The sequence below is a fragment of the Streptomyces durocortorensis genome, assembly GCF_031760065.1.
Taxonomy (GTDB): Bacteria; Actinomycetota; Actinomycetes; order Streptomycetales; family Streptomycetaceae; genus Streptomyces.
This window is the reverse complement of the sequence record NZ_CP134500.1, coordinates 2,876,743-2,900,929: the sequence shown is the minus strand read 5'-3', so window position 1 is coordinate 2,900,929 and position 24,187 is coordinate 2,876,743. Positions and strand designations below refer to the sequence as shown.

At 71.6% G+C, this 24,187-nt stretch carries 19 protein-coding genes; 10 read left to right on the top strand and 9 right to left on the bottom strand.

What is annotated here, in order from left to right:
• Positions 1-43 precede the first annotated feature (43 nt).
• The 3 genes from RI138_RS12720 to RI138_RS12710 all read left to right on the top strand — a co-directional run bounded on the left by RI138_RS12720 (position 44) and on the right by RI138_RS12710 (position 4,616).
• Positions 44-2,851, top strand: a complete 2,808-nt coding sequence (locus RI138_RS12720) for a GNAT family N-acetyltransferase (protein ID WP_311120009.1) — start codon at positions 44-46, stop codon at positions 2,849-2,851.
• Positions 2,852-2,987: 136 nt separating this feature from the next.
• Positions 2,988-3,248 carry a hypothetical protein gene (locus RI138_RS12715; protein WP_096628941.1) on the top strand — a complete coding sequence of 87 codons (261 nt, stop codon included), beginning with the start codon at positions 2,988-2,990 and terminating at the stop codon, positions 3,246-3,248.
• Between the two features lie 156 nt (positions 3,249-3,404).
• Positions 3,405-4,616 carry a hypothetical protein gene (locus RI138_RS12710; protein ID WP_311120008.1) on the top strand — a complete coding sequence of 404 codons (1,212 nt, stop codon included), beginning with the start codon at positions 3,405-3,407 and terminating at the stop codon, positions 4,614-4,616.
• Positions 4,617-4,662: 46 nt separating this feature from the next.
• Here the strand turns inward: RI138_RS12710 and RI138_RS12705 are convergent, their stop codons facing one another.
• Positions 4,663-5,118 carry an SEL1-like repeat protein gene (locus RI138_RS12705; RefSeq protein WP_311122874.1) on the bottom strand — a complete coding sequence of 152 codons (456 nt, stop codon included), beginning with the start codon at positions 5,116-5,118 and terminating at the stop codon, positions 4,663-4,665.
• Positions 5,119-5,243: 125 nt separating this feature from the next.
• Here RI138_RS12705 and RI138_RS12700 point away from each other — a divergent pair, with 125 nt between their 5' ends.
• Together RI138_RS12700 and RI138_RS12695 are read left to right on the top strand one after the other, a co-directional pair.
• Complete coding sequence (locus RI138_RS12700) at positions 5,244-6,089, top strand: LLM class F420-dependent oxidoreductase (RefSeq protein ID WP_311122873.1); 846 nt, start codon at positions 5,244-5,246, stop codon at positions 6,087-6,089.
• 148 nt (positions 6,090-6,237) lie between these two features.
• Entirely contained in the window at positions 6,238-7,722 is a 1,485-nt protein-coding gene (locus RI138_RS12695) for a peptidoglycan D,D-transpeptidase FtsI family protein (protein WP_311120007.1), read from the top strand.
• Between the two features lie 92 nt (positions 7,723-7,814).
• On the opposite strand, the gene RI138_RS12690 is transcribed toward RI138_RS12695, so the two are convergent.
• Complete coding sequence (locus RI138_RS12690; RefSeq protein ID WP_311122872.1) at positions 7,815-8,534, bottom strand: HAD family hydrolase; 720 nt, start codon at positions 8,532-8,534, stop codon at positions 7,815-7,817.
• Between the two features lie 150 nt (positions 8,535-8,684).
• On the opposite strand from RI138_RS12690, the gene RI138_RS12685 reads away from it, so the two are divergent.
• Positions 8,685-11,267 (top strand): bifunctional FO biosynthesis protein CofGH, encoded by a 2,583-nt coding sequence (locus RI138_RS12685; protein ID WP_311120006.1) that lies wholly within the window; start codon positions 8,685-8,687, stop codon positions 11,265-11,267.
• A 46-nt stretch (positions 11,268-11,313) separates the two neighbouring features.
• Here RI138_RS12685 and RI138_RS12680 read toward each other — a convergent pair whose 3' ends face one another.
• From RI138_RS12680 to RI138_RS12670, 3 genes are read right to left on the bottom strand one after another with little or no spacing between them, the layout of a single operon-like run.
• Positions 11,314-11,847, bottom strand: coding sequence for a hypothetical protein (locus tag RI138_RS12680; protein WP_311120005.1), 534 nt, complete (start codon positions 11,845-11,847; stop codon positions 11,314-11,316).
• Positions 11,848-11,864: 17 nt separating this feature from the next.
• Positions 11,865-14,051, bottom strand: a complete 2,187-nt coding sequence (locus RI138_RS12675) for a DUF6571 family protein (RefSeq protein WP_311120004.1) — start codon at positions 14,049-14,051, stop codon at positions 11,865-11,867.
• A gap of 30 nt (positions 14,052-14,081) precedes the next feature.
• Entirely contained in the window at positions 14,082-14,522 is a 441-nt protein-coding gene (locus RI138_RS12670) for a hypothetical protein (RefSeq protein ID WP_311120003.1), read from the bottom strand.
• 228 nt (positions 14,523-14,750) lie between these two features.
• Here RI138_RS12670 and RI138_RS12665 point away from each other — a divergent pair, with 228 nt between their 5' ends.
• The 3 genes from RI138_RS12665 (at position 14,751) to RI138_RS12655 (ending at position 19,850) form a co-directional block, all read left to right on the top strand.
• Entirely contained in the window at positions 14,751-15,638 is an 888-nt protein-coding gene (locus tag RI138_RS12665; protein ID WP_311120002.1) for an NPP1 family protein, read from the top strand.
• Positions 15,639-15,826: 188 nt separating this feature from the next.
• Positions 15,827-18,259, top strand: a complete 2,433-nt coding sequence (locus RI138_RS12660; protein WP_311120001.1) for a tetratricopeptide repeat protein — start codon at positions 15,827-15,829, stop codon at positions 18,257-18,259.
• A gap of 475 nt (positions 18,260-18,734) precedes the next feature.
• On the top strand, positions 18,735-19,850 hold the full coding sequence (locus RI138_RS12655) for an ADP-ribosylglycohydrolase family protein (protein ID WP_311122871.1): 1,116 nt from the start codon (positions 18,735-18,737) through the stop codon (positions 19,848-19,850).
• An 88-nt stretch (positions 19,851-19,938) separates the two neighbouring features.
• Here the strand turns inward: RI138_RS12655 and RI138_RS12650 are convergent, their stop codons facing one another.
• Positions 19,939-20,721 (bottom strand): SDR family oxidoreductase, encoded by a 783-nt coding sequence (locus tag RI138_RS12650; RefSeq protein WP_096628965.1) that lies wholly within the window; start codon positions 20,719-20,721, stop codon positions 19,939-19,941.
• Between the two features lie 82 nt (positions 20,722-20,803).
• Between RI138_RS12650 and RI138_RS12645 the strand changes: the two genes are divergently transcribed.
• Positions 20,804-21,649 carry a hypothetical protein gene (locus tag RI138_RS12645; protein ID WP_311120000.1) on the top strand — a complete coding sequence of 282 codons (846 nt, stop codon included), beginning with the start codon at positions 20,804-20,806 and terminating at the stop codon, positions 21,647-21,649.
• 214 nt (positions 21,650-21,863) lie between these two features.
• Here RI138_RS12645 and RI138_RS12640 read toward each other — a convergent pair whose 3' ends face one another.
• The 3 genes from RI138_RS12640 to RI138_RS12630 all read right to left on the bottom strand — a co-directional run bounded on the left by RI138_RS12640 (position 21,864) and on the right by RI138_RS12630 (position 24,146).
• Positions 21,864-22,070 (bottom strand): DUF397 domain-containing protein, encoded by a 207-nt coding sequence (locus RI138_RS12640; protein ID WP_096628967.1) that lies wholly within the window; start codon positions 22,068-22,070, stop codon positions 21,864-21,866.
• Between the two features lie 228 nt (positions 22,071-22,298).
• The gene (locus RI138_RS12635; protein WP_096628968.1) at positions 22,299-23,156 is read right to left on the bottom strand and encodes a helix-turn-helix domain-containing protein; all 858 of its coding nucleotides are present in this window, start codon (positions 23,154-23,156) and stop codon (positions 22,299-22,301) included.
• Between the two features lie 270 nt (positions 23,157-23,426).
• On the bottom strand, positions 23,427-24,146 hold the full coding sequence (locus RI138_RS12630) for a GOLPH3/VPS74 family protein (protein ID WP_096628970.1): 720 nt from the start codon (positions 24,144-24,146) through the stop codon (positions 23,427-23,429).
• Positions 24,147-24,187: the final 41 nt, after the last annotated feature.

The window sequence follows — 24,187 nt, the reverse complement described above, 5'->3', positions numbered from 1 at the left end:
GGGGAGTGGCTGAAAACCACCGGAGCAGGGGATGGGCAGAGCGATGACCGCTGGCACCGGCAGCGAGAGACCCGACGCCGGACCGGACCGGGGCGCCGGTGGCCGCTTCGAGGTGTTCCGGGACGACTGGGGGATACCCCACCTGCGGGCCGCCGACGTCCTCGGCCTGGCCCGCGCCCAGGGGCACAACGCGGCCCTGGACCGGGCCTGGCAGCTGGAGACAGAGCGCCACCGGGTGCTCGGCACGACCGCCGCGTACCTCGGTGCGGAGGCCGTCGACTGGGACCGGTTCGTCCGGCGGGCCCGGCTCGCCGACACCGCCCGCCGCTGCTACGAGGGGCTCGCGCCCGAGACCGCCGCCTGGGTGGGCGCGTACGTCGACGGAGTCAACGAGGGCCTCGCCGAAGGGGCCGCCCTGGCCCCCGAGTTCGCCGCGGCCTCGCTCGTCCCCGGCCGCTGGGAGCCCTGGACCCCGCTCGGCGTCTGGCTCTCCACGCACATCCTGTTCGCGGGGTTCCCCACCAAACTCTGGCGCGAAGAGGTCGCCCGCCGACTCGGCGAGGACCACATGACCCTCTTCGCCACCGACGGCCCCGGCACCGCGGGCAGCAACGGCTGGCTCCTCACCGGCGACCGCACCACCACCGGCGCCCCCCTCATCGCGGGTGACCCGCACCGCTTCATCGAGGCCCCCGGCGTCTACCAGCAGATCCGGCTCGCCTGCCCCGAGTTCGACGTCGTCGGCCTCGCGGTCCCGGGCATCCCCGGCATCGCCCACTTCGGACACACGGGGGGCGTCGCCTGGGCGATCACCAACGCCATGGCGGACTACCAGGACCTGTACCGGGAGCGGTTGCGCCGCACGGCGGGCGGGGACGTGGAGGCGCTCGGGCCGGACGGCTGGTACCGGGTCCACGCCCACACCGAGACCGTGGAGGTCGCCGGGGGAGAGCCGGAGACGGTCGAGATCGTGGAGACGGACCGGGGGCCGGTGATCATCGGGGACGTGCACGACGCTCCGAGCTCCGACGCGCCCGTCATCAGCCTCCGCCACCCGCCCCGCGTCACCGGCGAGCTCGGCTTCGACGTGCTGCCCGCGCTGCTCCGAGCCCGTACGGTCGCCGACCTCGACGCCGCCCTCGACCGCTGGGTCGAGCCGGTCAACGTGGTCCTGGCCGCCGACACCGCCGGGGACACCCTGCACCGGACCGCCGGACACGTCCCGGCGCGCCCGTACGCCAACCGGCTGCGGGTTGTTCCGGCCGAGGACCCCGCGTACGCCTGGCGCGGGGGCGAGACCGTCCCCCTGCCCCGCACCGAGGTCGACCCCGCCACCGGGATCGCCGTGATGGCCAACGAGCGTGGTCTCGCCGCCCCGCTGGGCGTGGAGTTCGCGCCCCCGCACCGGGCCCGCCGGATACGGGAGCTGCTCGACGCGGACACGGACCGCTCGCCCGCCGACATGGCCGCCGTCCACACCGACACCCGCCTCGCCTCGGCCCGCCCGCTGCTGTCCCTGCTCGCCGGGGCCCCGGCCCTGGGGCCCGCCGCCGAACGCCTCCGGGACCGGCTGCTGTTGCGCTGGGACCGCCACATGGACGCGGACAGCACCGAAGCGACCCTCTACGCGCGGCTGCGCACGGACGTCGTCCACCGCCTGGCCGCCCACCCAGCCCTGAAGGCCCTCACGGCTGCGGACGATCCGTGGCGCTCGACCGCGTACCCGCCACTCTTCCGCCCCTGGCTCGCCGCCGTCCCCCGGATCGGCTACGCCCTGGAGACCCTGCTGACCGTGGGGTTCCTGCCGTACGAGGACCGGCTGGCGGTGGTCGCGGCCTCGGCCGAGGCGGTCGCGGCGGCGGCCGAGGAGACCCCGCCCGGCCCGTGGGGCGAACTGCACCGGCTGTCCCCCTGGCAGGCGCTCCCGGACGCGGTCCCCGACGAGGCCGCCCGGCCGGGGCTCGCGGGCGACCACGACTGCGTGCTGTCCACCTCCAGCGTGCCCGGCGTCACCGACCTGTTCGCCCGGGGCCCGGCCGCCCGTTACGTCTGGGACCTGGCCCGCCGCGAGGACAGCAGGTGGGTGGTGCCCTTCGGCGCGTCCGGCGTCCCCGGGTCCGCGCACCACCGCGACCAGACACCCCTGTGGGCGCGGGGCGACCTCGCCCCGGTCGTCACCGACTGGAACCTGCTGCACCGCACGACACACCCCACGACGCCCCGCCCCGAGGGCGCCGAGAACGACGAGGACAAGGCTCCCATGACCGTCACCGAACCCACCGCGCCCGCCCTCCGCCCGGCCGTGCACGAGCAGAAGGTCGAGGGCTTCGGTACCGTCCGCCTGGTCCCGGTCGACCCGGCGGCCGACGCCGGCCTGCTGCACGGCTGGGTCACCGAGGAGCGCGCCCGGTTCTGGGGCATGGCCGACCACACCCGTGAACAGGTCCAGGAGATCTACGAGTTCGTCGCCTCACTCCCCACCCACCACGCCTACCTGGCGCTGCGCGACGGCGTCCCGGCCGCGCTCTTCCAGACGTACGAGCCGGACGCCGACCCGGTGGGCGAGTGCTACGACGTCCAGCCCGGGGACTTCGGTATCCACCTGCTGATCGCGCCCGCCGAGGGCGAGGGCGCGGTGAAGGGGTACACCGACGCCCTGCTCACCGCGTTCATCGGTTACGTCTTCAGCGACCCGGCCCACCTGCGGGTCGTCGTCGAGCCGGACGCCCGCAACGAGAAGGCGCTCGCCCGGATGGTCCGGGTCGGCTTCGAGCTGGGCCCGGAGATCAAGAAGCCGGAGAAGACGGCCCGGCTGGCGTTCCTGAGCCGGGCGGCGCTGGGCCTGGTCTGAGGGCCGTGGCCCTGCCGTGCGGCGCTCAGGGGCCGTTCCGGCCGGGCCGTCGGCGAATGCCATGATGGGGAGGAGCGGGAGGCCTCCCGCCCGCGTACACAGGACGATGCAGACACCTCACGACAAGGGAAGCGCCATGGCCACCGGAACCACCGAAAGCCCTGCCACCCTCTACGCGCCCGTCTCGCTCGGCCTGGGCGTCGTCGCGGTGGTCCTCTCCTTCTTCCTCGCCGTCTTCGCGCTCTTGGCCGGCGCCCTCGCGGTCACCTTCGGCGTCCTCGGTCTGGTCAGCAGGGTCCCGGTCAACCGGACCCAGTGCTACATCGGCCTCGCAGCCGGTGCCGTCGGTGTGCTCCTCCCGCTCTTCTTCCTCTTCGCCTACACCGGCGGCCTCTGAGCCATTGCCCCTTGAGGCATTGTCCCTAAGGGCAATGCCTCAAGGGGCAATTGAACCCTTCTGTCCCCCTTCCTAAGGTCGATGGCAGGTGCCTGACACCAGGGCGCCCGATGCCATGGCCTCGGCCGTGGTGTCGACGGGGATGAAGGGAAATACATGCAGTTCTCGCGTTTCGCCAAGGTGACCGCGCTGTCAGTGACCCCGCTCGCGCTCGTCGCGGGCGGCTTCCAGGCGACCGCTCTCGCCTCGGGCTCGGCCTCCGGACCGGCCTCCGCCTCCGCGGTCTCCTCCGACCGGTCCGGTCCGGCGTTCGCCGTGTCGCAGCTGTCCGCCACGTCGTACGGCGGACTGAAGGACGTCACCGGCTTCGCCGCGGACAGCGCCCAGGGCAAGGCGCTCGACGCGCAGGGCCTCGGCGTCGCGCGGGCCGCCTCCGGCGAGACCGCCGTCGTCGACACCTCGTCGGCGGACGAAGGCATAACCGCCGCGGCCGGCCAGGGCTTCGTGGAGCTGTCCTGGAAGGCTTACGCCGAGAACGCCCAGTACGTCGTCACCCGCGACGGCAAGGAGATCGCCCGGCCGGGCGCGGGCGTGCAGTCCTTCCGGGACACCGCCGTCAAGCCGGGCGCCCAGCACGACTACCAGGTCATTCCGCTCCTCCATGAGGGCGGTCACTCCGGCGCCAGGACCTGGGGCATGAACGTCTCCGTCCCGGCCACCGGCTCCCTCGCCGGGCTGCGCGGTCAGGCGGTCCGGCAGGCCGAGGCGGCGGCCGCGGCGAAGACCACCACGCTGAGCTGGGTCGCGTTCCTGCCGTTCAAGAAGGTGGACGCTCCCGCGGCCGGCTGCGACTACAAGAAGGGCTTCCAGTACGGCGGTGACGGCCGCTCCAAGTTCGACTGGAAGTCGGACAAGTACCGCGCGGCCCTGCACGCCACCGTCACCTGGAGCAACAAGAAGGTGGTGGGCAACAAGTCGGTCAAGCCTACCCACGTCTACAAGAAGTCGACCGGCAAGAAGGTCGCCACGAAGACGGCCACGGACAAGCACATGACCGCCAAGAAGCTGGGGTCGGGCAAGAACTCCGTGGACATCCGGTTCGTCATGCACGCCGCGAACCCGTTCTGCAAGGGGCTGGGCGGGGTCAAGGGGGCCATCAGCGGCGCGGCCACCATCAACATGACCAAGAGCGGCAACTGGACCATCCGCTCGGGCAAGCACCGCCTGATGCCCAACCACCACATCTACATCTACAACGGCGGCAAGGTCACCAACGTCTACACCCGCAAGTACGTCGGCCTGCCTTGCCTGATCGGATCAGTCCTGTGCCAGGAGGCGGACCTGACGGGCCGCTACGGCAAGTTCTGATCTCCTGAACGGAAGAAGGCGAGCCCTCTGTAGTCCGCACGCGCGGCTACAGAGGGCTCGTCCCGTCCCGGTTCAGCTCGCCGCCCGCCCGGAAAAGCCGCCGGGCGACGACGTGACCGCGCCCGGCGGCCATCCGGAACCAAGGTTCCGCCGCCGCCAGACCCTCGCGGTCCTGGACCAGCCGGCCCAGCTCCCACATCGACTCCACGTCCCCGGCCTTCACCGCCTGCCGCAGCATCCGCTCGGCGGCGTCCGGCCGCCCCTGGCTCCGCGCGTCCAGGGCGAGCGTGCGCAGCCCCCGTACGGCACGGGCGTCCCCGGCGGCAGCGGCGACGGCCAGTTGCCGGGGGTCCGGCGGGCGGCGGTAGCGCTGGGCGATCAGCAGCAGGATCCCGGCCGCCCACATGATCCAGCTCAGCCCGATCAGCGTGCTGCTGCCCAGGAACACGCCGGTCAGGCTCAGCACACCGCCTGCGGGCAGCAGGAAGAACCCCAGTCCCATTCCCATCCCACGTCCTCTCCCGCAGTCCTGCCTGCTCCCAGGCTATGGCCAGGGCTGACATGGTCTCGGAATTCTCGGGCCTACGGCATATCTTGGCCCCCGTGCAGACGACGGAGGTGTTCCCGATGCGGATCTCCACGACGATCTTCCTCACCGACGAGACGGTGACACCGGTCAGGCTCGCCCGCGAGCTGGAGCAGCGGGGGTTCGCCGGGCTGTACCTGCCCGAGCACACCCACATCCCGGTGAGCCGGAGCACGCCGTATCCGGCGGGCGGTGATCTGCCCCGCGAGTACGGCCGCACCCTGGACCCCTTCGTCGCCCTCGGCCAGGCCGCCGCGGTCACCGAACGCCTCGCGCTCGGCACCAGCATCACGCTGATCGCCCAGCACGACCCGATCGGCCTGGCCAAGCAGGCGGCCACCCTGGACCACCTCTCCGGCGGCCGGTTCACCCTCGGCATCGGCTACGGCTGGAACGTGGAGGAGGCCGCCGACCACGGGGTGCGGTGGTCGACCCGCCGGGACCTGGGCCGGGACCGGATGGCGCTGATGCGGGCCCTGTGGGCGGACGAGCCAACGGCGTACGACGGCGAGTTCGGGTCCGTACAGGCGAGCGAGGCGCACCCCAAGCCGGTCCAGCGGCCGCGCGGCCCGGTCAACGGCCCGCGCACCCTGATCGGCGGCGGAGCGGGCCCGAAGCTGTTCGCGCACATCGCGGAGTACGCGGACGGCTGGCTGCCCGTCGGCGGCCGGGGCCTCACCGAGTCCCTCCCGAAGCTGCGGGCGGTCTGGGAGGAGGCCGGGCGCGACCCGAAGGGCCTCCAGGTGGTGCCGCACGCGGTCCTGCCGAGCCCGGGGAAGCTCGCCCACTACGCGGATCTGGGCATCGAGGAGGTCGTGCTCCAGCTGCCCCCGGCCGACGAGCCGGAGGTGCTGCGGGCACTGGACGCCTACGCCGCGTACCTGTAGGCCCGCGGGGGGCGGGTGCAACCGGGCACGGCCGCAGGGCATCCTTACTCTCCGGGGATCGCGAACGCGGGCCCGGTCCGCGGACGCGTACGAGCGCGTCAGTGCGCGTCCCGCGCTGGACCTGGTGCCCGCCCGAGTGGGGAGTGGAATGAACAGGCCGTTGCGGCACATAGCCATCTTCTGCGGGCTGCTGGTGCTGGCCCTGCTGCTGCGGGCGAACTGGCTCCAGCACGTGGACCGCGAGGAGCTGGCCCAGCACGAGAGGAACGCCCGGGTGCGGTTCGAGCGGTTCGCCTCCCCGCGCGGCGACATCATCGTCGGCGGCAAGGCGATCACCGGCTCGAAGGAGACCGGGAGCACGGACTACCAGTTCCGGCGGACCTTCAAGGACGGGCCGATGTACGCGCCCGTCACCGGTTACGCCTCCCAGGCCCAGGGCACCTCGCTGCTGGAGCGGACGTACGACAGCATCCTCAGCGGCCAGGACGACCGCTTCGCCTTCCGGCACGCCAAGGACGTCCTGATGGGGCAGCCCCGGCGCGGCGGCGACGTGATCACCACGATCGATGCGAAGGCGCAGAAGGCCGCCTACAAGGGGCTGACGGACCTGGGAGCCCGGGGCGCGGTCGTCGCCCTGGACCCGCGTACGGGCAAGGTCCTGTCCCTGGTCTCCACGCCCTCCTACGACCCCGGGGTCTTCGCCGGGATCTCGTTCAAGGAGAGCGACCGCTTCAAGGCGCTCCTCGACGACAAGAGCAAGCCGCTGGCCAACCGCCCGCTGCGCGAGACCTTCCCGCCCGGCTCCACCTTCAAGATCCTCACGGCGGCGGCCGCACTGGAGCACGGCGTGGTCACGGACGTGGACGCCCGGACGGACGCGGTGTCGCCGTATCCGCTGCCGCTCTCCACGAACAGGATCGGCAGCGAGGCGGGGGACGCGGTCTGCGACAAGGCGTCCATGAAGACCGCCATGCAGTACTCCTGCAACAACGTCTTCCTCGACGCGGCCGCCGAGCTGGGCGAGGACCGGATGCGCGAGACCGCGGAGAAGTTCGGGTTCAACGAGGACGTCTACTCGGACGAGTTCGGCGACATGCTCGCCACGAAGAGCCTCTACCCCGAGAAGCTCGACAAGCCCGGCACGGCGCTCACCGGCATGGGCCAGGGCAGCCTGACGAGCACCCCGATGCAGATGGCGATGGTGACGGCGGCCCTCGCCAACGACGGCAAGCTGATGCAGCCCTACATCGTGGAGGAGCTGCGCGGCCCGGACCTCTCCACGCTGGAGAAGAACGAGCCGAAGGAGATGAGCCAGGCCGTCTCGGCGGAGACGGCGAAGAAGGTCCAGGAAATGATGGAGCACACGGCGAAGGAGGGCAGCGCCCAGCGCGCCCTGATCGACGGTGTGACGGTCGGCGGCAAGACGGGCACCGCCCAGCGCGGTGTGAACGTCCGCGACGAGGTCCCGTACGGCTGGTTCGTCAGCTACGGCAAGAAGGACGACGGCCGCTCGGTCGCGGTCGCCGTGTTCATCGACCCGACGGACATGGACATCTCCCGTTCCGACATCTCCGGCGGCCGCCTCGGCGCCCCGATCGCGAAGAGCGTGATGCAGGCGGTGCTGGGGGACTGAGGGCTGTCCCGTCATCCCTGGCGGGCGGACGACGACAGCTACGCCAGGGCCTTTCGTTCGGATCACGCCGGGCTCGGGGGGCCGACCCGTCCCTACCGGACCGACCGCAGCGCCCCCCGCCGCACCACCTTCGGCTTCTCGTCCGACACCGCGTCGGGCGGCGCCTTCGGCCCGACCGAGTCCGTCAGCCCCACCAGCTCCGTCAGCGCGCCGATGCGGAAGTCCGCCGTCTCCACCACGTCCGGGTGGTCCGCCCACCAGTGCCCGTAGGGCCCGCGCCGCAGATGGGCCGTCCGCAGGCCCGCCGCGGCGGCGGGAAACAGGTCCTCGGCCGGGTGGTCGCCCACGTACAGCGTCGCCTCCGGGGCCGCACCCGCGAACTCCGTCACCCGCGCGAAGAACGCCGGGTCCGGCTTCCGCACGCCCCACTCGGCCGAGGTGACCACCAGGTCGGCGGGCAGGTCCAGCGCCCGCAGCAGCTCTCCGGCGCGGGCCGTGCCGTTCCCCGCCACCACCACGCGGACGCCCGCGGCCCGCAGTTCGCCCAATGCGGGCCGCACGTCCTGATAGAGGTCCGACTCGTCGAGGTGCTCACCGCGTCCGGCGGCCACGCGGGCGGAGCAGGCCTCGTCGACGTCCATGCCGGGCCGCAGGACGAGCAGCGCGTCCGTGGCGTCGCGGCCCTGGGCGACGGCCGCGCCCACCAGCGCACTGAGCGTGTGCGGCGGTACGCCGAGCCAGTTGGCCCAGGACGCCCAGTGCCGGTCGTCGCGTACGAGGGTTTCGCCGATGTCGAGGACGATCGTTTCCATCACCGTTCCGACAGTAGGCGTGAGGACACCGTCGGCGGGCTCTCATCCGGGTGAGTCGGCCCGCACGAGTGACCACGGTCATGTCGCGGGCGGCGAATCCCGGGCCGAGGCCCTGGTCCGGCGCGTGCACCTCGCTCGTATGCTCGGTTCATGACCGATGCTCAGAGCGGACGCCCGACCTCCAACGCCATGCGGCGCGCGCTCAGACGAGCCCGCGACGGTGTCGCCCTCGACGTGACCGAGGCCGCCGTGCTGCTCCAGGCGCGCGGCGACGATCTGACGGACCTCGCGGCGTCCGCCGCCCGGGTACGGAACGCGGGCCTGGAAGCCGCGGGCCGGCCGGGCGTGATCACGTACTCGCGCAAGGTCTTCATCCCGCTCACCCGTCTCTGCCGTGACCGCTGCCACTACTGCACCTTCGTCACCGTCCCGGGCAAGCTCCGCCGGGCGGGCCACGGGATGTTCCTCTCGCCCGACGAGGTGCTGAAGATCGCCCGCGAGGGCGCGGCGATGGGTTGCAAGGAAGCCCTGTTCACGCTCGGGGACCGCCCGGAGGACCGCTGGCCGGAGGCGCGGGAGTGGCTGGAGGCGGAGGGGTACGACGACACCCTCGCGTACGTACGTGCCATGGCGATCCGGGTCCTGGAGGAGACGGGCCTGCTGCCCCACCTCAACCCGGGCGTGATGACCTGGACCGACCTCCAGCGCCTCAAGCCGGTCGCCCCCTCCATGGGGATGATGCTGGAGACCACGGCGACCCGCCTGTGGTCCGAGCCGGGCGGCCCGCACCACGGTTCCCCGGACAAGGAACCGGCCGTACGGCTGCGCGTGCTGGAGGACGCGGGCCGCTCCAACGTCCCCTTCACGACCGGCATCCTGATCGGGATCGGCGAGTCGTACGAGGAGCGCGCCGACTCCCTCTTCGAGCTGCGCAAGACGGCCCGCGCCTACCACGGCATCCAGGAAGTCATCGTGCAGAACTTCCGCGCCAAGCCGGACACGGCGATGCGCGGGATGCCCGACGCGGAGCTGGAGGAGCTGGCCGCGGCCATCGCGGTAGCCCGGCACATCCTCGGCCCGTCCGCCCGCATCCAGGCCCCGCCGAACCTGGTGGACGCGGAGTACGCGCTGCTCATCGGCGCGGGCATCGACGACTGGGGCGGGGTCTCACCCCTCACGCCCGACCACGTGAACCCCGAGCGCCCCTGGCCCCACATCGACGAACTGGCGGATCGGACAGCCGAGTCGGGCTTCACGCTCCGCGAACGCCTCACCATCTACCCCGAGTTCATCCAGCGCGGGGAGCCCTGGCTCGACCCCCGCCTCCTCCCGCACGTCCGCGCCCTGGCCGACCCGGAGACGGGCCTCGCCCGCGAGGACGCGATCCCCGCCGGCCTGCCCTGGCAGGAACCGGACGAGGGCTTCACCTCCACCGGCCGCACCGACCTGCACGCCACCATCGACACCGAGGGCCGCACCGGCGACCGCCGCGACGACTTCGACGAGGTCTACGGGGACTGGGAGGCGCTCCGCGAGGCGGCGGCCCCCGGCATGGTCCCGTCCCGCATCGACGCCGACGTACGCCAGGCGCTGAGCCAGGCCGCCGACGACCCGACGAAGCTCACCGACGACCAGGCCCTCGCCCTCCTCCACGCGGACGGCCCGGCGCTGGACGAGCTGTGCCGGATCGCGGACGCGCTGCGCCGGGACGTGGTCGGCGAGGACGTCACGTACATCGTCACGCGGAACATCAACTTCACCAACGTCTGCTACACCGGCTGCCGCTTCTGCGCCTTCGCCCAGCGCCGTACGGACGCCGACGCGTACACGCTCTCGCTCGACCAGGTCGCGGACCGGGCTGCGCAGGCGTGGGACGTGGGCGCGGTCGAGGTCTGCATGCAGGGCGGCATCCACCCGGACCTGCCCGGGACGGCGTACTTCGACATCGCGCGAGCGGTGAAGGAGCGGACCCCCGGCATGCACGTGCACGCGTTCTCCCCCATGGAGGTCGTCAACGGGGCGACCCGCACCGGCCTGTCGATCCGCGACTGGCTGACGGCCGCCAAGGAGGCCGGGCTCGGCTCGATCCCCGGTACGGCGGCGGAGATCCTGGACGACGAGGTCCGCTGGGTCCTCACCAAGGGCAAACTGCCCACGGCCACCTGGCTGGAGGTCATCAGGACGGCTCACGAGGTGGGTCTGCGCTCGTCCTCGACGATGATGTACGGCCATGTCGACCAGCCCCGCCACTGGCTGGGCCACTTCCGTACGCTGTCCCGACTCCAGCAGGAGACAGGTGGGTTGACGGAGTTCGTCACCCTCCCCTTCATCCATACCAACGCCCCTGTCTACCTGGCGGGCATCGCCCGCCCCGGCCCGACCGACCGCGACAATCGCGCGGTCACCGCGATGGCCCGGCTCCTCCTCCACCCCCACATCACCAACATCCAGACGAGCTGGGTGAAGCTCGGCGCGGAGGGCGCGGCGGAAATGCTCCGCTCGGGTGCGAACGACCTGGGCGGCACGCTGATGGAGGAGACGATCTCCCGTATGGCCGGGTCGAGTTACGGCTCGTACCGCTCCATCGAGGACCTCACCGCCATCGCCGAACTGGCGGGCCGCCCGGCCCGCCCGCGCACGACCCTGTACGGGGAGGTCCCGGCGGAACGGGTGGCGGCGGCAGCGGCCTCGGACGGCCAGCTGCCGGAGCTGCTGCCGGTGGTGCCTGGTTGAGGACCCAGGGGCAGGGGGCATTCCCCTGCCCCTGACGTCCCGACTGCTATGGGTGGCAGTTCTCTGCCTTCATGGCAATCGGCAGTTGGGAGCGCAGGAACCTTTCGAGTAGGCGACGACGTTCTGCGGTGTCCTTGGGGTCCTCCACGCCGTCGATGGACAGTACGTACTGCATCTTCTCGCCCTTGTACGTGCACGCCTGCAGGGCCATCGCTCCGTGGTCTGCGATGGTGGCACCGCCGCCGATGTCGGCCGATGCCGGATTGCCCAGTCGCAGCATGACCGACTTCTTGACTTCCAAGGGTTTGACGAACGGCTCGACGACGTCACCTCGCAGGCCGACCTGTTCCTGTCCGTCGACCGCGAACTCGCAGCGGAACTGCTTTTCTTCCGAGAAGGTGCTATCGGAACGCAGGTCATCGCCCCTGGGCAGTAGCCGGCCGATCAGTTCGGGGTCGAACTTCGTGCCGCAGGCCTCCGAGACTTCGAAGGCCTCGGGCTCGCCGCAACCAGTGGCTCCGACGAACAGTGCCACGAGCAGCACAGCGCCGCCCACCGGCCGCAGGCCGTTTTCCCTCATCGACCTCATCGACCTCGTCACCCTCCGCCCGCCAACCCGCTGGCGCGGTTGTTCCCGTCGTACGCCGCACCGTTGATTTCGTCCGTGATGGTGTAGCGAGTGTTGGAGTGGCCGGGGTTCGCCTTGGCCCATTCGTCGGCGAGTGCCTGCAACTGCTGCTCCCTGCCCTTGAAGACATCCTTGTTGTCCTGCTCGTGAATGGTGTCGATCCTCTTCTGTTCCTGCGTCTGCCACTCGTACGCCGCCGCATCGATGCCCCGCTGGGTGATGTCGCCGACCCCTGGTACGAAGTTCGCGATGCTGCCGAACCCGTGGTAGATCCACTTCGCATCCCATGTGGGATCGTCCTTGTCGGTCACCAGGGCCTGGTAGCGGGCCTGTTCCAGGAAACCGATGGTGTTGCCCGCTCGGAGCAGGGTCTCCTTCGGGTCCTTGGGATCGTCCTCGTGGATGTCCCTGACGATCTCCCGGTTCAAGCCCTCGTTGAGCATGCCGTAGGCGTTCTGGTCGCGGGAGATCTGCTTGGAGACCTCCAGCAGCTGGTCCCGGTCCAGCAGCTTCGGGTCCTCGGGGTCGTCAGCCAGCGCACTGGCGGAGTGGTGAACAGTGTCGCCGTGGTTCGTCAGAACGATCGCCATGTCGTCCCGCAGCTCGGAGGGGAAGTCGTCACCCCGCTCCGCGAGGTACTTCAGGGAGCTGTCGAGCACCTGCCGGTGCTGTCCGGTGTGCTCGACCGGCCGGGCGGAGCGGCCGTCCGGGTCGACTCCGGTCGCCGCCGCGACGAGGGCGTCACCGGTCGCTTCGTAGATTGCCTTCGGGCCCTTGTAGTCGCTTGCCGACTCCCCATACCCCATGGAGTCCGGCACCACGTCGTTGAAGGGCTCGCGGTCCTTGAGGACGTACTGGGCGTTGTCCTCGGGGTCGGTCGAGCTGAAGAAGTCCGTAGCCGCGTCGGGGTTGTGGGCCAGCGCCTTCATGAACCCGGTCATCGGGTCCGTACCCGCGTCGTTGTTCTCCCCGTAGTGGAGCTGGTCGATCTTCGCGTACGACGGAAGCTTGTCCCAGGGCAGCACGTCCTCCCGGCGCTTGCCGCCGGGGCCCGGGTCCTTGACGTCCCCGGTGTTCTCCTTCTCGTACTTGACGAGCGCGTTGCCGTAGTCGTTGAGGAACTCGCCCTCGTACTTCCCGTGGCGCATGAGGTTGCTCATGGCCTGGAAGCCGTGGACGCGGGTCTGGCTTCCGCCCTGGCCGCTGCCGACGTTCTCTCCGCCGAGCGCGACCACCCGGTCCTTCCAGGACTCCATGCCCTCGCTGTTGGAGTGGGAGGCGGTGGCCAGCGTGGTGCCCAGCTGCTTCTCCAGCGTGCCGAGCAGCCGCATGCGCTCCTCGCGCGCGTCCTGCGTGCCCGTGCCGCCGCCGTCCCGGTTTTCCCAGCTGCCCAGGTCCACCGCTCCGGCGAAGAACTCCAGCGTCCTCTCCGGGCCGAGGCCGAGGGCCACGCGCTCGGCGAAGACGGGGTCGTTGGGGTGGGCTTTCATCAGGGCGTTGAAGCGGGCCAGCTGCTCGTTGGTGATCTGGCTGGGATCCTTCTTGCCCAGGGCGATGAGTTCGTCGGAGTCCTGGATGCTCTTCTGCGCCGAGTCGAAGCTGTTGAACCCGTTCGACTCGAACCCGTGCTTGTCCTTCGCGTGGAAACGCAGCGCCGTGGCGGCCGTGCTGTCGGTCTCGCCGGCCGCGGTCAGGATGGTGCTGATCTCCTTGGCCACCGCGTCGATCTCCGCCTGGGTCGGCGGTTCGATCTTCGCGCTACCGGCCGCCTGCGGTGAGGGGACGGCGCCGATGACCATGCCCTTGTCGTTCACATAGATGTTCTTCTTGGCCGCGCGGCCCACCGCGTCGGCCAAGTCGCTCTTGTGCTTCGTCAGCTTGCTGTGCGCGCCGCTCAGGATCGTGTGCACGCTCCGAGCGACGGTGACGACGTCATCGAACTCCCGCGCCGTGACCGTGACGAAGTCCTTGGTCACGGTCGCGTTCTGCCCCTTCCAGTCGGCCGCCTTGGCCTTGCTGCCCAGGTCCGCCGCGCTGACCTCGCCATTGCCGCCGTCGGCGACCTTGACCAGCTTGTCGACCATCGCCTGCCAGTCCGCGACCGCCGCCTGGAGCTTTCCCAGCCGCAGGTCGTTGAGCTCTTGGAAGGTGACCATGATGTGTGCCCCCGTTGCCCGACGTGCCGATTACTTGTAGTAGTCGTTGATGCGCGACACGGACAGCTCGTCCCCGCCGATCGTGTGCAGGTCCGTCGCGATCTTGACCGCGTCCTTCGCGTGCTCGGCGCGGGTGTAGTCGAGATGGTTGGAGATGTGCGCGCACGCCTCCTTGAGCGTTCCCGCCTTCGTGTTCCAGGCGTCATGGAGTTCGGTGAGGGCGGAACCCATGTCGAACCCGTCGTTGAACAGCTGGACGGACGCGTCGAAGGTGTTCTGCCGCGCGTGGTCGGATGCGGAGGAGAAGTGCTGCCGCAGGTCGTAGGCCGCGTTCCCCAGCGCGCCGAGGACGTTGTCGTGGACAACCAGGTCTCCGTCGCCACCACCGCGTGCGGGGGCGACCTCGTTCAACCGCATGGCCGCGTCCTGCTGCGCCCTCGCCTTCGCCTGCTCCCACTCGTCCCAAGCCATAGGTCCTCCGTGACGCCGTACGTCGATCTCTTCTTCCGCGATGGGGCCGCCTGTTCCCTCACGTTATCTTCGCTTCTTGATCGTTTGCCGGGAGGGCGGCGGCCAGGCGCCGACGGGCAGGTAGGAGGCGGTTTTCTGTTTCTCTCTGTCATGACCCGGGCAACTCTTGCGGGGGTCGCCCCCGTCGCCACGCGCTGAGTGGGCCGGATGAGTCAGGAGACAGAAGACATGCGAACTCCACCGATACCGCCGAAGCCACCCAGGAACCGCAGTGCCGCACCCGCCGGTGCGAGCGTTCCACTTCCCAGCCGCAACGGGTTCGCCGCCCGCATCGGCACGGCTCTTGCCGGCACTGCCCGCACCGCCGCCGTCCTCGCCGCCGCGGGCCTCCTCGTGCTGGGCACCGCCTCCGCCGCCCACGCCGGCCCGCCGCAGAACCTCCCCCAGAACGCCGGGGGTTACGAGCAGTCCTTCTCGCCCGCCTTCGACTACGACGGGGACGGCTGCTACGCCACGCCCGCCATCGGTCCCGACGGGACCCTCGCGACGGGGCTGAAGACGACCGGCGCGGTCAACGGCAGCTGCCGGGACCAGTGGGACCTGGACAACTCTCAGACGTACGCCCGCTCGAAGTGCAACAACGGCTGGTGCGCCATCGTCTACGCGAGCTACTTCGAGAAGGACCAGGCCGTCCACGGCAGCGGGCTCGGCGGGCACCGGCACGACTTCGAGCATGTGATCTCCTGGGTCAACCAGGGCTCCAACCAAGTGGACTACGTCTCGACGACGCAGCACAGCACCGTCAAGACCTACCCGCGCTCGCAGGTGCGTTTCGACGGCTCGCACCCCAAGGTCGTCTACCACAAGGACGGTTGGAGCACGCACTTCTTCCGCCTCGCCAACGGCAACGACGAGCCGCCGGAGAACCACTACGGCAACTGGCGCTATCCCCCGGTCGTCGACTGGAACGGCTTCCCCAGCACGGAGTTGCGCGAAAGGCTCATGAACGCCGACTTCGGTGCCGCGACCATCAAGGTCACCGACAAGGACGACCGCTTCCGCAACCTGCTCAACAACTCCCGGCCCGCCGGAATCCCCTTCGACCCCTGGGCCTGACAGGTGGTGGCGCCGACGGCGACGTGCGCGGCCGCCCTCGGCGAGTGGTGACGCGGGGGCCCGCGCCCCCGCCCGGTGAGGACGGGCGCGCGGGCCCTGCGGCGTACGGGGGTGGGGGCAGGCGACGGGGCTCCCGCAGCAGGGGAGGGCGACTGCCGGAGGGTGAGGGGCGCTGACAGACTGGGGGCATGCCCGCGACCACGCCCCGTCGTCCGTCCCTCCAGCAGATCATCGAGGAACAGCGCCGTGCCGCGTTCGTCGGCCGGGAGGCCGAACTCAACCTGTATCGGTGGAACTTCGCGATACCGCCGGAGGACCCCCGGCACCGGTTCGTCTTTCATGTGCGGGGCAATGCGGGGGTCGGCAAGACCTCGCTGGTGCGGGAATGGCGGCGGGTGGCGGGGGAGTTCGGGGCGTTGGTCGCGTCCGTGGACGAGGGGGCCGACTCCGTGCCGGAGGTACTGGCCGCCGTCGCCGCGCAGTTCGCCGAGCAGGGGCACCCGCTCAAGGCGCTCGACCGGCTGCTCGCCAGATACCGGCGCACGCTCCACGACGCGGCGAGCCGACTGGCCGGGGACGGGGGCGACCCCTCGCCCGGGGCGCTGGCCGCCGCGCAGGCGGGGCTGATCGCGGCCGGGGCGATCCCCGTGGTGGGCGCGCTCGCCGGGGGCATCGATCCGGCGGTCGTGGCCCGGGGCGCGGGCGGGCTGCGGGCGGTTTTCGGGGGGCGGGCCCGGCAGCAGGAGGAGGCGCGGCTGCTGGCGGAACCGGTACGGGTCCTCACCCCGGTGTTCGTCGCCGAGCTGGACCGGGTCGCGGACACCGTGCCGTGGATCGCCCTGTTCCTGGACACCTACGAGCGCACCGCGCCCCTGCTGGACCGGTGGCTGGCGGACCTGCTGACGGCGGGGCGGTACGGGGAGCTGCCCGCGAACCTCGTGCTGACCCTGGCCGGACAGCGCCGCCTGGACCCCGTGCGCTGGGGCGACCGGGCCCGCCTGGTCGCCGACGTGCCGCTCGGGCCCTTCACGGAGGCGGAGTCACGCCGACTCCTCACCGGACGCGGGGTGGTGGAGGAGCCCGTCGTACGGGAGGTGCTGCGGCTCTCCGGCGGGCTGCCGGTCCTGGTGTCGACGCTCGCCGCGAACCCCGGCGCGGCGGGTGAGGCGAACGCCACTGCCGTCGAACGCTTCCTGGCGGGCGAGAGCGACCCGGTCCGCCGGGCGGCCGCTCTCGCGTGCGCCCTGCCCCGGCGGTTCGACGAGGACCTGGTGGCCGTCGCCGCCCCGGACTCCCCGCCCGGGCTCTACGACTGGCTGCACGAGCTGCCGTTCGTCGTCGCCCCGCACTCGGGCCGCTCCCGCTACCACGGGGTCGTACGGGCCCCGATGCTGCGGCTCCGGCGTACCGGCTCCCCGCGGCGGTGGAAGGAGACGCACGACCGGCTGGCCGACGCCTTCGCCGCCCGCCGGGACGCCGCCGCCGAGGGGGTCGACCCGGAACGGCTCTGGGCCGAGGAGCCGTGGCGCCGGGCAGCCCTGGAGGCGCTGTACCACCGGCTGTGCGCCCGTCCACGCACCGCCCTGCCCGACGCCTGGCGCGCCGGGATCGCGGTCTGTGCCCAGCAGCCTTCGGCCGCCCGCCACTGGGCCCGGACCCTCGTGGACGCGGGCGAGGACGCCGACAGCGCCCTCCTGCGCGACTGGGGGCGTGACCTGCTCGCCGCCGTCACCGACCACGGGCCCCGCCCCACCGCCGCCCTCGGCCTCCTCCTCACCCGCGCCGAGCTGACCGACAAGGACCGGGCCGCCGCCCTCGTGGCGCGGGCCTGGGACCGCCTCCGGGCCGGGGAGCCCGCCGCCGCCCTGTCCGACCACGGGCGGGCCGTCGCGGTGGACCCGCGTTGCGAACGGGCCTACCAGGGGCGGGCGGTGGTGCTGCGGGCGCTCGGCCGGTACGAGGACGCGCTCGCCGACCTGGACCGGGCCGAGGAGATCGCGCCCGCCTGGGCCTGGGCGGTGCGCGAGCGGGGTGAGACGTACCGGAGGATGGGGCGCCTGGAGGAGGCCCTGACCGTCCTGGACCGGGCTCATGCCCTGGACCCGTCGGACGCCGTGCCGCTCGGGAGCCGGGGCCTGGTCCGCCACCGCCTCGGCCGCCACGAGGAGGCGCTGGGCGACTTCGACCGGGCGATCGCCCTGTGGCCGGAGTACGCGTGGGCGCTGGCGCGGCGGGCCCGGGTCCGTGCCGCGCTGGGCGACCCGGTGGGCGCCCTCGCCGACCTGGACCGGACCGAGGAGCTGACCCCCGGCCTCGCCGGGACCGAGGGGGAGCGGGGCGAGGTGTACCGGGTGACGGGACGGTACGAGGAGGCCGTCGGCTGCTACGGGCGGGCGCTGGCCCTGGACCCGGAGTACGCCTGGGCGCACGGCAGCAGGGCCCTGGCGCTGGAGGCCCTGGGGCGGGTCTCGGAGGCGCTGGCGGACCTGGACCGGGCGCTGGAGCTGGACCCGGACTACGCGTGGGCGCGGGCGCAGCGGGAACGGCTGGGTCGCGAGCCCTCTGGCGCTCACCGAGATCCATCACGTCGCGACGGTCCGGGCAGGCGGCCGGGCGGCTGATCACGTTCTTCGCTCGATCACGGAGCGGGCCAGGGAGACGCGGCTCGTCCTCGCGCCTCCGACCGCGGAACTCCTGGACGCCGTACTCGCCGTGCGGGCCCGGTACGCGACGGCGAACCTCGATCTGGTGGACGCGGTCGATGTCGCGCTGGCGGCCGAGTACGCCACGGACGCCGTGCTGACCCGGGACATCCGGGACTTCCGGGCCATGCGGCCGCTCGCGGGCCGGTACACGCACTTCCGGATCGTGCCCGACGATCTCCTGATCGGCCGCCGTCCCCACGGGCAGAAGACGACCTGCGGGACACCGGCCAAAAGCGACCTGCGGGACGTGCGTCGACATACCCGTACGTACCCCGGCCGCCCCCTCTGCCGCCCGTTCCCGTTCGATTACAGTGCTTGCGCGGTCGCCCGCAGGGGCCCGCGCAGGCTTGTACGCGGTGTCCGGGGATACGCGGCGTCGGGAGGGGGCGGGGTGAGCACAGGGACCACGGCTGTCTGGGGCCGGGCCGAGCAGCAGGACTTCCGCAGCCGGGTCCGCGGGGCCCTGCTCGGCGGGGCCGTCGGGGACGCGCTCGGGGCCGGGGTCAGCGGGCTCGGGCTGGAGGAGATCCGGGCGGCCCACGGGGTCGAGGGGGTCACCGACTACGTCGTCGCGCACGGCAGACGCGGGGCCGTCACCGCGCTCACCCAGCTCACCCTGTTCACCGTCGACGGGCTGATCCGCGCCCAGGTCCGCCGCGACACCGGTGCCTGGCACCCGCCCACCGATGTGCACCGGGCCCACCTGCGCTGGGCCGCCACCCAGCACGACTGGGGGCCTGACGAGCGCCGCGAGGACAACGGCTGGCTGGCCGCCGAGGAGTGGCTCTACGCCCGCCGCGGCCCCGCCCGGGAAGCCCTGACCGGCTTCGGCGACACCGTCATGGGGACCCTCGACCAGCCCAAGAACCCCACCGCCCGGGACGCGGGCGCGCTCACCCGGTCCGCGCCTTTCGGGCTGCTCGTGGGCTGGGAGCCGGGCCTCGTGCTCCAGCTGGCCGTCGAGTGCGCCGCCCAGTCCCACGGCCACCCCGCGGCCCAACTGGCCGCCGGAGCCTTCGCCGTACTCGTGCACGGGCTGGCCCGCGGGGAGACCCTGGACGGTTCCGTGCAGAACGCCCTGGCCCTGCTCGTCGAACGCCCCGGACACGAACCGGTCGCCGAGGCGTTGCAGAAGGCCCTCGGCTCGGTGCGGCAGGGCATCCCGGGCCCGGCCCTGATCGAGGCGCTGGGCGCGAGCGACGCCGCCGAGGAGGTCCTCGCCGTCGCCGTGTACTGCGCGCTGGTCAGCGAGGACATCCGGCACGGGCTGCGGCTCGCCGTGAACCACAGCGGCCCCTCCCGCGCCACCGCCTCCGCCTGCGGGGCGCTGCTCGGCACGCTGCACGGGGAGACCGCACTGCCGCCGGCCTGGCTCGTGGAGCTGGAGGGGCGCTCCACCGTCCTCGAACTGGCCGACGACTTCGCGATGGAGATGACCCAGGGGCCGGCCCTGCACAGCCCGTCCGCCGCCGCCCCGGGCTGGCTGGCCCGCTACCCGCGCGGGTAGCGGTGCCTCGACGGTTTGATCCGAGGCATCCAGCCCAGGAGCCCGCGGTCCGCGCGGGCAGCGGTGCCCAGGAACCGGACGCAGAACGTCATCGCATCAGTTCGCCCGCATTGACCAGCAGCGACTGGCCCGTGATCGCCCGTGCCCGGTCGGAGGCCAGGAAGGCGACGGCCTCCGCCACATCCCCGTCCGTGGCCAGCTCCGGCAGCGCCATCCGCTCGGTGAGCCGGGCCCGCACCTCTGCCTCCGGTACGCCCTCGGTGTGCGCGGTGAACCGGACGTACGCCTGCACCGGCGGCCCCCACATCCAGCCCGGCAGCACCGTGTTGACCCGGATGCGGTCCGGGCCCAGCTCCCGTGCCAGGGAGTACATCGCCGAGGTGAGCGCCCCCTTGGACGCGGCGTACGCCGCCTGCCGCACCTGGGAGGGGGCGGCCACCGCGGACTGCGTACCGATCACCACCACCGAGCCGCCCCGCTCCTTGAGGGCGGGCAGACAGGCCCGGGTCATCCGCAGCGTACCGAGCAGGTTCACGTCGATGACCGACTGCCAGGTGGCGAAGTCCGCGTCCTGGAGTCCCCCGAAGCAGCTGTCCCAGGCGGCGACATGCACCACCGCGTCGATCCCGCCGAACCGCTCGACCGCCAGCGCCGCCAGCGCCTCGCACTGAGCCTCGTCCGTGATGTCGGTGGGGAGGTGGGCGGTGTGCAGGCCCCCGGGGTCGATCTCCGCCGCGCTCTTCGCCAGGTTCGCCGCCGTGCGCGCCCCGAGCACCGCGCGGCCTCCGTCCCGTACGACGGTCTCCGCGACCCGGTGCCCGAGCCCCGGCCCGACACCCGAGACGATGACCGTCTTCCCCGTGAGCAACATCGGCGCCTCCCGGCCCTGGCAGTCCATCTGACGAACCGTCAGAGTAGGGGGACGCTGGATCTGGCGGAAGGGGAAGGGAGACATGGTGGGCGACGACGCGACACGCAGCGAGAGGTATGCCGAGCTGGCCGGGGTGGGGCCGTACGGGGTGCGCCCAGGGCACGCCCTGATCACCATGGTCGAACCGCACCCGGGCCATGAGTACGCCTACAACCGCTGGTACGAGGACGACCACTACTACGCGGGCGCGACGGCGATGCCGTGGATGTTCGCCGGGCGCCGCTGGGTGGCCACCAAGGACCTCCAGGACCTGCGCTATCCGGAGAAGTCGGCCGTCGCCCAGCCCGTCGGTACGGGGTGCTATCTGTCGACGTACTGGGTGACCGAGGGGCGCTACGGCGACCACATGAAGTGGACCGTCGCCATCAACAAGCGGCTCAACCGGGACGGCCGGGTCTACCAGGACCGGACCCATGTCTTCACGGCCTTCCAGGACCACGAGGCCACCGTCTACCGCGACGGTGCCGCTGGGCCCCGGGACTTCCACGCGCTGGATCACCCGTACGCGGGGCTCGTGCTCCAGGTCGTCGACGCCGAAGGGCCGGAGCAACGGGCGGAGTTGCTGGAGTGGCTGCGTTCGCGCCATCTTCCGAAGCGGCTGAAGGGCTCACCCGCGGCCATGGTCACGGTCTTCCGGCCGACCCCGCTGCCCGGCGACCGGATGACGTACGTGAAGCAGGTCGAGGGGGTCGAGACCCGGCTGACGCTGCTGTGGTTCCTCCAGGAGGATCCGCGAAGCTGCTGGGAGGAGCACTTCACCGGTCTGGACGCGGCGGTCGCGGAGACGGGGCTGGGGCGGGTGGAGCTGGTCGCGCCGTTCGTTCCCACCGTGCCGGGGACCGACCGGTACGTCGACCGGCTGAGGTGAGGGGTGGGGGGGGGGTGGGGTGAGGGGTGAGAGGTGGGGGTGAGGCGGGAGGTCCCTCGTCCGAGCCGGCTCCGAACCGGCTCGGATCTCGCTCCGCGGCGAGCCCCTCGGCTCGTGCCGAGCCCCCTCGGCCAGGACGGCGACCGGTCGAGAGGGCCCTGTCAGATGGTGCGTGGTGACCGGCCAACCGCCGGTCGTGCCTGGCCGGTCGGGGTCAGACGTCGGCCCGGTACGCCGCGACGTCACGCACGAACGCGTTCCACGCACCGGGGACGAAGGTGAGCGAGGGCCCCTCGGGAGCCTTCGAGTCGCGGACGGCGATGGACAGAGCGACGGGGGACTTGACCTCGACGCACGCGCCGTTGCCCCCGGAGTACGACGACTTCGTCCACGCGTCCGTAGCACCCTGAAGAATTGCCATGTTCACTCCGGTTCAGAGAGTTGGGTGAGTCGCACCAACCTGATTCCGATTGGCGTGATTGACGCTACTCGCCAAGCCTGTTCCATGAGATGGCCGTTCACTCGACCGGGTGATCTTCTTCAGTGAAATCTTCCGTGGTGAGCTGGCGGCGGTGTACCGTGCCGCCGCCACTCACTCGATGGGCCGACGGCAGGTGCCGAGCCCTGAAAACGGTCAGCTGGTGATCGGTCAGCTCGTGTACGACTTGGCGATCTTGCTGATGAACTCCCGCGTCTGTTCCACGTTCAGAGCCTGGGCCCGCAGGTGTTCGTACATCACGCTGTAGCGCTGCACGTCGTGCGCCTTCTCCAGGTAGAGATCGCTCGTGACGCCCTCGATGTACACCACGCTGGAGTCAGCCGCGTCCGGGAACTCCAGGATCGCGTACTGCCCGTTGATCCCCGGGTGAGCTCCCATGTCGAACGGCAGCACCTGCACGGTCACATGCGGCAGATGCGACTGCTCGACGAGGTGCTCCAGCTGGTCGATCATCACCTGGTTGTCACCGACCCGACGGCGCAGGGCCGACTCGTCGATCACCGCCCACAGCCGCAGCGGATTCTCCGGCGCGTTCACCCGGTCCTGGCGCCGGGAGCGTACGTTGACCCGCTTCTCGATGTCCGTCGGCGGGGCCTCGGGGAGCGCGCCGCTGATCAGCGCCTCGGCGTACGCCCGGGTCTGGAGCAGGCCCGGCACCATCTGGGGCTCGTACACCCGCAGCGACTCCGCGTCCGTCTCCAGGCCGATGTAGACGCTGTACGGGATGTCGCCGAAGGCGTGCCACCAGCCCTGCTGGCGCGAGTCCTTGGCCATCTGCATGAGCGAGTCGACGATGCGGTGGTCCTCGACCTCGTACACCCCGCAGAGGTCGCGCACATCGCGCTGGCTGATCGAGCGGCGGCCGTTCTCCAGGCGGCTGATCTTCGACTGCGAGACCAGCAGTCGTTCCGCCACTTCCTCGGCCGTCATGCCTTTGAGTTCGCGCAGGCGGCGCAGTTCCTGGCCCAGCCTGCGTCGCCTGACTGTGGGATTGACGTTGGACGGCACGGAAAGTGCACCTCCGGCTATGTAGCTGTGCGTATCTACTGCTCAGCAGATTGCCACCCCTTGCCCCGGCCGCGCTGGGAAACGGCCACACGCGGACTGCGGGGGGCGTACGCACCGGTGCGCGGGAGGGCGCGCAAGCGCACGGGGCAGCCGGTGATGGTGAATACCGGCTGCCCCGTGCGTGGTGCGGCTCCCGGACCGGGTCCTGTGACGACGGTACGGCGGTGTGCTGTTGTCGCGTACTGCTGTTCTGTGCTCGGGTCCGGACGGTCAGCTTGCGGCGGTGTGCGCCATGCTGCCGCGACGGGCCTGTGCTTGCGGCTGCAACGGGAGACCCGCTGACTGCTGCGTACGGCGTGGCTGGACGGCCACCCCGTTCTGGACGTCCATCACGGCGTGCGCCACGAGTCCGCCCATCGGGTCGTGCCTGATCAGGTCCCGGAGCCGGGAGCGCGATGAACGCCCCTCGTTCCCGGGGTACAGGTGCTTGCCGAGTCCGACCGCGTGGGCCAGTGCGGCGAGCGCGGCGGTCCGCGGGTCCGGCGGTACGCCGGTGCGGATCGCGCTGTCCAGCCGGGCCCTGATGTCCCGGCTGATTGCCGTGTCCGTCGCCTGGTAGCGAGTCGTCGGCAGTACGCCGCACATCTGGCCCGCCACGGCATGGACCATGCCGCACCGCTCCAGATGCGCGAGATAGATCTGGCGCAGCCCCAGCCGGGGTCCGCCGATCCAGTGGACGGCCCGAACCGGGCTGCCGCGACGGCGCAGCAGTTCCAGTGCGGAGTCCAGAGTCGGATCTCCTGTCGGCCGTGGCATCACCACGGCGATACGATCCCCGTCAGGGGCTATCCGTCCTGCCAGAGCCAGCTCCACTAGCTGTGCCCCGGCCAGGCCGAGGTCGAGCGACTGCGGCTGCGCTGTGGTACCCGTGGTCGGGTCCAGAGCGAGCAGCAGAAGCTCCTCCGGAATTGTTCTGCGGCTCCTGCCCATCCATGCCTCCCCGCGTGGATGTCTGACAGGGTGACCCCTCT